7 protein-coding genes and 1 pseudogene are annotated in these 11,349 nt (G+C 61.9%); 2 read left to right on the top strand and 6 right to left on the bottom strand.

All coding sequences use genetic code 11. From position 1 onward, the window contains the following. The 5 genes and pseudogenes from thrS to RWZ58_RS08585 all read right to left on the bottom strand — a co-directional run. A pseudogene (thrS, locus tag RWZ58_RS08605) lies at positions 1-425 on the bottom strand (threonine--tRNA ligase); the annotation flags it as partial. A gap of 132 nt (positions 426-557) precedes the next feature. Continuing rightward, on the bottom strand, positions 558-1,031 hold the full coding sequence (locus tag RWZ58_RS08600; RefSeq protein ID WP_314658362.1) for a metalloregulator ArsR/SmtB family transcription factor: 474 nt from the start codon (positions 1,029-1,031) through the stop codon (positions 558-560). A gap of 286 nt (positions 1,032-1,317) precedes the next feature. Then, positions 1,318-4,032, bottom strand: coding sequence for a Rib/alpha-like domain-containing protein (locus RWZ58_RS08595; protein ID WP_314658361.1), 2,715 nt, complete (start codon positions 4,030-4,032; stop codon positions 1,318-1,320). Between the two features lie 872 nt (positions 4,033-4,904). Then, positions 4,905-5,795, bottom strand: a complete 891-nt coding sequence (locus tag RWZ58_RS08590) for a fumarylacetoacetate hydrolase family protein (protein WP_314390172.1) — start codon at positions 5,793-5,795, stop codon at positions 4,905-4,907. A 103-nt stretch (positions 5,796-5,898) separates the two neighbouring features. Then, the gene (locus RWZ58_RS08585) at positions 5,899-6,597 is read right to left on the bottom strand and encodes a lipoyl protein ligase domain-containing protein (protein WP_314658360.1); all 699 of its coding nucleotides are present in this window, start codon (positions 6,595-6,597) and stop codon (positions 5,899-5,901) included. A 359-nt stretch (positions 6,598-6,956) separates the two neighbouring features. On the opposite strand from RWZ58_RS08585, the gene RWZ58_RS08580 reads away from it, so the two are divergent. Both RWZ58_RS08580 and RWZ58_RS08575 read left to right on the top strand, forming a co-directional pair. Continuing rightward, positions 6,957-8,438: an anion permease gene (locus RWZ58_RS08580; RefSeq protein ID WP_314658359.1), complete on the top strand. Its 1,482-nt coding sequence runs from the start codon at positions 6,957-6,959 to the stop codon at positions 8,436-8,438. 206 nt (positions 8,439-8,644) lie between these two features. After that, entirely contained in the window at positions 8,645-10,126 is a 1,482-nt protein-coding gene (locus tag RWZ58_RS08575; protein ID WP_314658358.1) for a glycoside hydrolase family 1 protein, read from the top strand. Positions 10,127-10,199: 73 nt separating this feature from the next. On the opposite strand, the gene RWZ58_RS08570 is transcribed toward RWZ58_RS08575, so the two are convergent. After that, a partial coding sequence (locus tag RWZ58_RS08570; RefSeq protein WP_399549681.1) for a GNAT family N-acetyltransferase occupies positions 10,200-11,349 on the bottom strand: 1,150 nt, incomplete at its 5' end.

Raw genomic sequence — 11,349 nt, 5'->3', positions numbered from 1 at the left:
TCGTGGGTGACCACGCGGCGGCGGAACAGCTGACCGGACTTGATGATCTTAATCATCGACTTCTCGATCTTCTTCAGATCTTCCGGAGTGAAGGGCTCAGCCACATCAAAGTCAAAGTAGAAGCCGTCAGTAATGTACGGGCCAATACCCAGCTTGGCGTCCTTACGGTACTCCTGCACCGCCTGCGCCATCACGTGCGCAGCAGAGTGGCGCAGAACGTTCAGGCCGTCCGGCTCATGAATGAAAACCGGCTCAACGGAATCGCCAGCAGACAGCTCGTGGGAGAGATCAACGAGCACGCCGTTCACGCGTGCCACAACGATCTTCGGGTCGTCAGCGAACAGCTCAGCGGCAGTCTTCGCGGTAACCTCGCGCTCCTCACCGGAAACGCTAATAACAATTGCTGAAGAATCAGCGGCAGACATAAGTCTCCTTAACTCAGGCGCAAGCGTGCCACTCGGGGCGCCGCGGGTGCGCATACTATTCCGCACTGTACTGGTGCACGGACACACACCATCTTACAACGGCTCCCAGCAAACGCTCAGCTTGAGGGCGGACTAGTCCGCATGATGTTCACGCGTATGCTCATACACGTCAACCACAATGTGGCTAATATGGTCGTCCTTCAGACGGTAAATGGTGGTGCGGCCCTGCTGTTCACGGTCAATCACGTGCGCCTCACGCAGGATGCGCAGGTGATGCGAGGCGAGCGGCTGCGAAATGCCCAGGCAGGTGTGCAGTTCGCTCACGCTGTGCGGGCGGTGCATCAGGTGGTGCGCAATCGCCAGGCGCAGCGGGTTAGCGAGCGCAGAGAAAATCGCCACGGACGGGCCGAACTGTTCCTCCCAGTCCTTGGGGCTATTGCCTTCGAGGAGGGGCGCGTTAGCGGGCACCTCGTGAGTGTGGTCTGAGGCGTGCTCGGCGACGTGGTTCGCTACGTGCGCCGATACATGCGCAACCGCATGTTCTGCGGCATGGTCAGCGTGGGTGGTGTTAGTTTCGTTCTGGTCTGTGTGGTGGCTCTGAGTCATAGTATTTTCACCTTATGTACAGGAAGGGGGCACGTCAAGAAAGTTACGCCTGCGCGGCGTGCTTTCTTGAGCGTGCCCCTCTCCCCTATGTGCGCTTGTGTGCGCTTATGTTCGCTAGTGTCGCTGGTGCGGTTGCGCCGATGCGGTTGCAGTTGTCGGTGCGTTGTCATTGTGGCGGCAACATCGTGGACCACCGCCCTCCTAGAGCGGTTCATCACATTGCGGTCATAATGCCAAGCGCTGCGCTGTAACTGCGTCAGCTCGCGGGTATGAAACCCTAGAGCATCTAGCGGTTAGCGACTGCCACCTGCAGGTAACCCTCAGAGGACTTCACACCCTTGTCGGTCACTGCGCGGTAACGGACCAGCGGTGCGAAGCCCTGCTTGGACTTTGCAGAAACCGCGATGCCCTGGGTGCCGTCAGGCAGGGTCACCACGCGGTAGGTGCCGTACTCATCGCTGTATGCGCTGACGACCTGGCCGCGCTGGTTCAGTAGTTCCAGCTTCTTCACGGTCTCGCCGCGGCTGTATGCGCCGAAGGACGCCTCGTCGTTGTTCAGGACCGCCACGTTCTGGGTGGTACCCGAGTACAGGGAGACGGAGTCCTCACGGGCAATCGGGCTGTTCTTGTCGACCACGTGCACCTTCAGCGGAATCGAGTACAGCTGCGCGGCGGAACCCTTCTTCGCCTTCACATCGGACATGAGTGCGGGTGCCTTGCCGGTGCGGTTCACGATGATACTCGTACCCTTATCGCGGCGCAGGTCCCAGGTGGTGCCGGTGACGTCGTGAGTGTTCAGGTCAATCGAGTAGGTGCCGGTCTTGCCGTTGGAGGCAAAACGGATGCCGGTCTCCGCGCTGGAGAACTGGCCGCCAGCAGTGTTGACCTTCTCCTTGTTGACCCAGCGGCTGGGGCGGAAGTTCGGGGTCTGCTCGATTTCCTGGAAATTGTAGTCGCGGGCGTAACGGTAGTTCGGGGAAACCTTGTGCGACTGGTGCACGCTCTGCGCGACCGCGGTCTCGCCGGAGTAGACGGTGGCGTGGTGCTCGGCGGGCTGGTAGAACACGCCGGTGCCGGTGCCGGTCTTGCCGTAGGCGTTCGAGGGGTACTTGAACTTCACGGCGTCCGAAGACTGGTTCACTGCCGCGTTCTGGGTCTCGGCGTCGCTGATGCGTTCCGCCTTGGGGGTGCGCACGGCGGAGCGGCGCACGGTCACGGGGCGTGCAATCTTGTGTGCGTCAGCGTTCGAGTCGGCAGCCTGGTTGTTGCTCTGCGGCAGAACCTGGGTGCCCTCGCGACGTGCCGTGTTCTCGGCGGACTCGGTGTAGTTCACGGGCATCCACTGCACCTGCTGCCAGGGGAACTGGTTGCCGGTGAAGCCGCTAGGAACGAAGCTTGCGAACATTGCCGCCAACTGCGGGTCTTCCTTGTACACGTTCTTACCCTGACGGGCGTAGGGCGCGTAGGAGCTTGCCGCCTCCAGGTTGAATGCGTTGGTGAAGAGGTTGTGGTCCGCGAGGATGAAGCCGTACTCCTTCATCGCGGTCAGAATCATGCGGCTGAGCTGGTCGTCGGCGTGGCCGGTGTTTGCCAAGTGCTCTTCCACGTCAAAGCTTGCGGGAAGGAAGCCGCGCTGACCCGCGCGAGGTGCGTTCGGGTACTTGCTCGCGTTAATCTTGCCGTCGGTGCCCTTCGCGGGGAAGGAGGAGACCAGCGCCGCATAGTCAGCCGCAGTAATGGACACCATGTGGTTGATCTTGCCCGCCTTGAGCTCGTCCACACCAATCTGGGTGAGCTCGTTCGCCATACCCACCACGGAGGAGGTGCCGTTCTTGAGGGTCAGCCAGTAGTTGTCCTCGCCCACGCCGCCGAAGTTCGGCTTAGCGAGCATGTAACCGCCAGAGGATACGTGGTAGGTTGCCGGGTAGTCGACCGCCACGGGGATGTCCACGGTGCCACGGGTGCCAGCGGGAATCTTGTAGGTAATCTCGCCGGTGCTCTCGTTGATGGACGCGCCGGGCACGTTCTTCGCCAGGCGGAACTTCGCGCCGCGAGCAATCGGGTAGGAGGTGCGGGCGTTGCCGGACTTCGCGTCGATGCTGACGGGTGCTTTAATGGTGACGGTCTGACCTGCGTTGCCGCGGCCGACGTTATCGTACTGAATCTTTGCGCTCTTGGGGGTGGACGCGTTGCCGCCGCCCACCTGCACGCGGGCGGTGCTGGTGTAGGTCTGTGCGTCTGCATCCTTGATGAACTTGAAGTAGGAGCGCCAAATGCCGGTCGCCTCATCGTACAGGGCAACGGACTGGTCGCCGGAAAGGCCGTGGTCCTCGGCAAGCCACTTCGGGATCGGGATGCCGCCGGTCAGGATGCGCTTGTTCTCCGCGTTGGCGTTGACGCGATTGTCGCGGGAGACGACCTCGACGTACTCCTGGTGCGGGTTCGCGGAGTTCACGGCGAGGGTCGGGATGTTCTCGTGGCCGCCAACGGTCTGGGCGCGGTCCTTCTTCACGGTGCCCGCGTTGATGGCGGTGGTGATGGGGTGGTTGCCCGCATCGGCGGAGTATTCGAGGAAGGTGCGGCTGATTTCGCTACTGTTGGCTGCGACGGCTTCGGTGCCGGTAAGCTTCTGTGCTGCGAAGGAGTCGCTGGCGAGCTTGCCGCTCAGGGGCGAGGTGTTCTCGGTGGTGGTCAGCTGCGCCTTGGTGAGGGAGGAGTTGACCGGCGCGAGAGTGTCGATGGTCTGCGCCTGCTGGTCGGGGTTCCAGTAGCAGGTCGGACCGGGGGCGACATTGGTGATGTTCGCGAGGGTCGGCACGGTGCGGTAGCCTGCGTCAACGCAGATGGTACCGGAGACATTGCGGGTGGAGGCGGTTGCACCGAAGGTCACGGGGAGGTTTGCGCCGGTGATGACGGTTGCCAGTGCTGCGGAGGCAGCGATGGTGGCACGGCGGCGGTTTGCCGGGCGCTGTGTCGGGTTTTTGGATGCAGTTGTGGTCATGTTTTTCTTCCGTTCGTGTCGGCTTGTTTGAGTGAGTGCGTTTGTATGAACAAACACGGACGTGAGTGAAATATGCATCTGAGGGTGTGCCCGGGTGGGTCCTGATCTTCTGGCAGGAATTCTCAGGAAACTCTCAGATAATCCCCATACCCTACATAGTCTTTTGGGCGAACGCAAAACGAGTTTGTGATTCGGGGCACTGATTTTTTGCTAAAGGTTCGAGCTTAAGCTCATATTTCTTTACACCTGTGTGCACTGACAGATGTTCAGGTTTTCGGAATTTGCACCGCAGTGTTTAGGCTTTATTCCTAGTCAGGCGAGGGCAACTTGAGAAAAACGAAAAATGCGCACGGGAAGCTAAACCTTCAACCTCAAAGTTCCCGGAATGACGCGCCAAAACAGTCTGTTGAATTTCTCACACGTGACCACAATTTGGAATTCTGCCCCAGCAGCAGATATGGTCTCAATCACTGAAACCTGCACTTTCATGAACCAAAAGACCGTCATTAGGGGTACCCAACACTCCGCGCAGACCCCCTTGTTTTACCCACTCAGACCCACAGAACCCACCGAAAAACACTAAGATTCACGTAAAAGTTTAAACTTTTCGTGTGTTTGACAGTGTGTAACCATGCATACGCCACACTCCCCCACACGGAGCGCGCTTCGCGGTGTACCCCAAGAATTCCAAGCCACCCACCGGGAGCTTTGGAAGGAATAAAAAACACCCCGCATGCGCCTCAAAAACACATGCGGAGTGCATAATTATTTATTTACGCGGTCTTTCTAGTGCACCCCACGGCAGATACCTGCAGACACCGGCGTGGGTTCACGTGGGTTCATTCGCGGTTGCTCGCAGAACTACCGAATAACTACAGCGCGCCCGCCTCCGAGCAAACATTCACCAGCTCGCCAATACCCTCAATGCGGGTGCGCACCGTCTGCCCCGGCTTCAACCACTGACGCGGGTGCAGCGACAGCCCAACCCCGGCGGGCGTACCCGTCGCCACCAGGTCACCCGGCTCCAGGGTCATGAACCGAGAAATATAGGACAGCAGCTGCGCCGGGGTGAACACCATATCCGCCGTCGTGCCACGCTGACGCACCACGCCGTCCACCTCACAGACGAGCTCCAGACCGGCAACCGGGTCAACCTCATCGGCACTCACAATCACCGGACCAAACGGAGTCATCGCGTCCCAGTTCTTACCCTGGAACCACTCCGAAGAACGGCCCTGCCAGTCACGCACCGACACATCATTCAGGACCGTGTAACCCATCAGCGCCTCGAGCGCCTGCTCCTCCGTGGCGTTACGCAGACGAGCGCCCACGACCAGGCAGAGCTCAACCTCCCAGTCGACCTTCGTGCTGCCGGTGCCGTCATCGGCGGGCATGCGAATCTGCTCGCCGGGGCCAATCAGCGCGTTCGGGAACTTCGCGAACAACGCCGGATACTCGGGCACCTCAAGGTTCATTTCTGCGGCGTGATCGCGGTAGTTCAAGCCGGCGCACACAATCTTGCCGGGCTTATCCAGCGGGCGAATAAACGGCAGGGAGTTCCAGAGTTCCTCGCCGTGACCCATGACGGTCGCGCCGTTCTCCTTCAGAATCGCCACGGCGTTCTTCGGGTCGCCAAAGTTCAGGCGGAACCGGCTGTAGAAATTCAGTAGCGGGCTGAGCTTCGCCGGAAGCTCGTACACGGTCTCCTCGAAAAAGCAGACCGCACGGCTGCCCTTCGAGTCTTTAATCTGTGCCCAACGCATGGATGCTCCTTCGCTTCAGGTGGGAGTAAGAGGGATAAGAGTTTAGGGGTGGGGTTCAGGCCGCTAGGAGCAGGCCCGGTAGCTACTCCGTCAGATGGGTAGCCTAGTGAAAGCCGTTTTGGGCGTACACCTCAACGATGGCGTCTTCCAGGTCTTCCATGAGAAGGCTCGGGTTCGCGTCCTGTGCGGCGCCCACCGTGGCGGGATCGAGATCCATGCCGAGGGCGCGGTACACGTCCGCGGTGACCGCCCGCAGGGGCGCAGAATCAGAGACCACGATGCCGGTGCTGAACCACCAGCCGCCGGTCACCACACGCTGGGCGGTGCCGACCAGCTTAATGCGGCCACCACCTGCGGATGCGGGAAGCTGCGCGTGCACCGAATACTCGCCGGGGCAGTACTCCCCCGGAATCTCGCCCATGCGCGCATCCACGCCGACCTCGCGGAGCGCCCGCGCGTACATGGAACCGAACAGCTCATAGCGTAGGGTGTTGCCGCTGCGGGCGTCGGAGGCGGGCTGAAAATGGTCCACGACCAGGCACCCCTGATGGTACGCGGCGGCGTGCCCGCCGACCTTGCGCACCAGCACCTCAAAGCCGTGCTCGGCGCACGCCGCGGAGGCTTCCGCGAAGCCGGGGTTCAGCTCGTCACGGCGGCCGAACGCGACCGTCGGGTTCGGCTGATACATGCGTAGGGTGGCTTCACGCTTGCCGGTTGCCACCTCGCGGAGCATCTGCACCGTCTGGTCGTGGTGAATGAGGATTTCGCCGGACTCGGGGCCGGTCTCTCGAATAATCTGCACGTTCCTATTTTACGTTGCGCCCGTCACGCTGGCGCGTGGGTGACGGGGCGTCTCAAGGGCGACCCAGGAACAGCTCAGGGGTAGCTCAAGGGCGGTGCGTTCCTCAGCGCCCCCCCGGCGTTCTCCCCCGGTTATTTCCCGCAGAATCCCGTCCGCCGATACGCCCGGCCATATTCACATTTTTTATGCCGAATTTCTTCACTCCGTGAATCCAAACCATTACGATTAAAAGACTACGTGGCATCCCACACGTTGCCACAAGTACACAACACAGCATGACAACGCAGAAGAAACGCGCACACCGTGACGGAACCACCCGCCACGGACCAAACTGTACGTTTCACATAAGGAGTACGGACATGACACAGTCCACCAACACAGCGGCAGCCGCTGCCCCCAGCCAGGAGGTGACGGCAGCCCGCAAACAGCGAAACAAGCTGATTCTGCACGTTGCCATCATCCTCGTAGCGACCCTCGCCATCTGGTTCGTTCCCGCCCCCGAAGGCGTCGACCCGCGCGGCATGCACATGCTCGCCATCTTCGTCGGCACCATCCTCGGCCTGATTCTGCAGCCGCTGCCCACCCCGTCCGTGGCGCTCGTCGGCCTGGGTGCCGCAATGATTACCGGCACCATGGCGGCAAAGAACGAGGCACTGACCGGCTTCGGCAACTCCTCCATCTGGATTATTGTTGCCGCGTTCTTCATCGCCGACGGCTTCCTCATCACCGGCCTGGGCAAGCGCATCGCACTGCTGTTCGTGCGAGCGCTCGGCAAGTCCTCCCTCGGCCTGTCCTACGGTATGGCAATCACCGACCTGGTTCTCGCCCCCGCCACCCCCTCCAACACGGCACGTGCCGGTGGCGTGATTTACCCAATCATCCGTTCCCTCTCCGAGGTCAACGGCTCCACCAACGAGACCCCCGAATCGCGCCGTAAGCTCGGCTCCTACCTGCTCATGACTGAGGCGCAGGTCAACACCATCACCTCCGCAATGTTCCTGACCGCAATGGCGGGTAACCCGCTGGCGCAGAAGTTCGCGCACGACCGCGGCATCAACCTCGACTGGGGTACCTGGGCGCTCGCCGCTATCGTTCCCGGTCTTGCCGCGCTGATTGTGATGCCGTGGATCATGTCGAAGATTTACCCGCCGACCATCAAGAAGACCCCGGACGCACCCGAGCACGCCCGTCAGGAACTGCACGAGATGGGCCCCATGAGCTCCAAGGAATGGATCATGCTCGGCACCTTCGCGCTGCTGCTGGTCCTGTGGGTTGCCGGTACTTCCCTGGGTATTGACGCCACCAGCGCCGCATTCTTCGGCATCGCAATTCTGCTGGTCACCAAGGTCCTGACCTGGAAGGACATGGCGAAGAACTCCAGCGCATGGTCCACCCTCATCTTCTTCGCCGTGCTCGTCGGTATGGCGGACCACCTGAAGAAGCTCAAGGTTGTCGACTGGATTGGTCAGCAGGCGGCGCACAGCGTCAGCGGCATGGCATGGCCCATGGCGTTCGCGATCCTGGTTCTGGCGTACTTCTTCATCCACTACATGTTCGCTTCGAACACCGCGCAGGTTGTGGCGCTGTACGCCGTGTTCCTCGGTGCGGCGGTAGCTGCCGGTGTTCCGCCGATGTTCGCGGCGCTGTTCCTCGGCTTCATGGGCAACTTGATTGGCGGTATCACCCACTACGCTTCCGGCCCGGCGGGCGTGTACTACGGTTCCGGCTACTTCAGTGTGGGCGAATGGTTCAAGGTCGGCTTCATGGCATCTATCGTGAACCTCGTCGTCTGGGGTACGGTCGGTACTGCGTGGCTGTTCGCGCTCGGCTTCGCCAACTAGTGGCGCAGATCCCGCGGCAGTTTAGCCCAGCGTAAAAACGCTGTATAAAATCACTGCGAAAAAGCCCGGTATTCTCACGTGAATCTCGTGTGAGAATACCGGGCTTTTGCGCACCCGCTGAGCGCCCCAAAACGGCACAGAACCTAGTAATCCCCCACCCCCTCCGCTAGGGTAGAAGAAAGACCCAAAACACCTTGGAGGATGCCGTGCGTCAGGACCAGCACATCACCGCCCAAACCGCCCCTCTACCCAACGCCAGCCCTGCGCTGACCGAGCCGCAGCCGCTCGGCGCTTTCCCCGACGGTTTCCTCTTCGGAGGCGCCACCGCCGCAAACCAGTTCGAGGGCGCCTGGAACGAGGACGGCAAGGGCCCCAGCCTGCAGGATGTGCTGCCCGCCGGCGGCCTGCACCCGCGCACCGCCGAACCCACCGAGGATAACCTCAAGCTGGAGGGTATCGACTTCTATCACCGCTACCGCGAAGACATCGCCCTGCTCGCAGAGATGGGCTTTAAGGTCTTCCGCTTCTCCATCGCCTGGTCGCGTATCTTCCCCCGCGGCGACGAAGAAACCCCGAACGAGACGGGCCTCGCCTTCTACGACCGCGTGCTCGACGAGCTCGAAAAGCACGGCATGGAACCGCTCATCACCCTCAGCCACTACGAAACCCCGCTGCACCTGGTCGAGCAGTACAACGGCTGGACCAGCCGCGAACTCATCGGCTTCTACGAACGCTACGCCCGCACCGTGTTCGCCCGCTACGGCAAGCGCGTGAAGTACTGGCTGACCTTCAACGAAATCAACTCGATGCTGCACCTGCCGTTCATGTCCGGCGGCATTAACACCCCGGCGGACCAGCTCAGCGACGCAGACCTGTACCAGGCGATGCACCACGAGCTGGTCGCCTCCGCGCGCGCTACCGCTGCGGCACGCGAACTGGCACCGGGCGCCCAGGTCGGCTGCATGATTCTTGCCATGCCCACCTACCCGCTCACCCCCGACCCCGCCGACGTACTCGCCGCCATGCAGGCGGAGCAGGCGAACTTCGCGTTCGGTGACGTGCACGTGCGCGGCGCCTACCCCGGCTACTTCCTGCGTGCCCTGCGTGAGAAGGGCGTGGAACTGAACATCACCGAGCAGGACCGCGAAGACCTGAAGAACACCGTGGATTTCGTGTCGTTCAGCTACTACATGTCCACCTGCGCGACCGGCGACCCGGCACGAGGCGAGCGCGGCGAAGGCAATATCCTCGGCGGCGTGGTGAACCCGACCCTACCCGCCAGCGAATGGGGTTGGCAGATCGACCCGACCGGTCTGCGCGTGGTTCTCAACCAGTACTGGGACCGCTGGCAGAAGCCGCTGTTCATCGTGGAGAACGGCCTGGGTGCCCGCGACGAACTGGTCGAAGTGAACGGCGAGCTCACCGTGGAGGACGACTATCGCATCGACTACCTGCGCCAGCACCTGCACGCGGTACGCGAGGCAATTGAGGACGGCGTGAACGTGCTCGGCTACACCACCTGGGGTTGCATCGACATGATTAGCGCCTCCACCGCGCAGATGTCCAAGCGCTACGGATTCATCTACGTGGACCGCAACGACGACGGCTCCGGCACCCTGGAGCGTTACCGCAAGAAGTCCTTCCACTGGTACCGCGAGGTGATTGCCAGCAACGGCGCGGAGCTTTAGACACTAGAGCTCTAGAAGCTACAACAAAAAGCCCCCGAGACTCTGAATCTCGGGGGTTTTTCGTATATAACACCTAGTCCATGGGCAGGTCATTCAGGCTGGTGGAGACGTACTCCCACCAGGTCGGCACCAACCCGGCATTCATCGCAACCCTCTGCGAGAGGATGTGCGACGGGCTTGTACCGTAGAACGGCAGGTACCCTTCCGCCAGGGTGAGGCGGGCGGCATCACGCACCAGCGCGCTGGCGATGCCGGCGCCGCGCCAGGCGGGCAGCACATCGATACCGATCTGGCGCATAATCGGCGAATCATCGCTCACACCCACAAGGGCGATAGGGTCTGCGAGCGCGGGGACGCTCTCCCCCGCTGCGAGTGCCGGGCTGTTCTCCCCTGCCGCAGCTACTTCAGATGCCTTAGATGCGTTCTCATCCACCGGGTAGGCGGCGAGCACCAGCACATCCGGGCGGGTCGCGCTAAAGCCCAGCGCATTCGAGTAGCGTTTATCCCCGCGGAAGCGCTCAACCTGCTCCGCGTCCAGCAGCTCCACGCGCAGGCGGGTCACGCACGCCTCGGTGTCTTCCGGGTCAACCTCAAGCGCACCGGCGGAGGCGTTTGCCTCCCTGCGGATGGTGCGCTCGCCGGTGATTTCGGCAAGCAGCGCAGCCTTTAGCTCGGCGGGGTCAACGCGGCGCATCATGCCCACACCGGGCACGGCGCACTTGACCTCCTGCGCCTGCACGCCCTCGGGTACGACCGAGTTCAGCAGGGCGCGGCCGGGCGTGTAGTAGACGCTCGTGCCGCTGACCTGCAGCGTGTATGGGGTGACCAATTCGTTAAGCTGGCGCAGCGGCGCGTAGTCGCCCAGCCAGTTCGACTGGTCGCCGAGCATGTAGTCGATTGCCTTCTCCAGCACGCGCGGATGCTTAGCGCAAAGAATGCCGACGCTCGCATAGTTGGCGACACGCAGCTCCCAAATGTCGTCGTTGCGGCGGCGTGCGGCACCCATCTTCTCGGAGGGAGGCTGCACGGTGGCAAGCAGCGGCAGGCTCTCAGCTTCCGGGTAGTCGCGTAGCTCTTCGAGGGCACGGCTAATCGAGCCGGGCGCCTGGCAGAAGTCCGCCTCCAGCTGGGTGTGCAGGATGTGCCGTGCACGGTCCGCGGTGGTCACAGCGCCCCGGTTCACAGCGCCCCGGTTCACAGCGCCCCGGTTCACAGCGCCCCGG

Source organism: uncultured Rothia sp. (assembly GCF_963544205.1).
Taxonomy (GTDB): Bacteria; Actinomycetota; Actinomycetes; order Actinomycetales; family Micrococcaceae; genus Rothia.
Note: the sequence above shows the minus strand (reverse complement) of the source record. Positions and strands in the feature narration are given on the sequence as shown.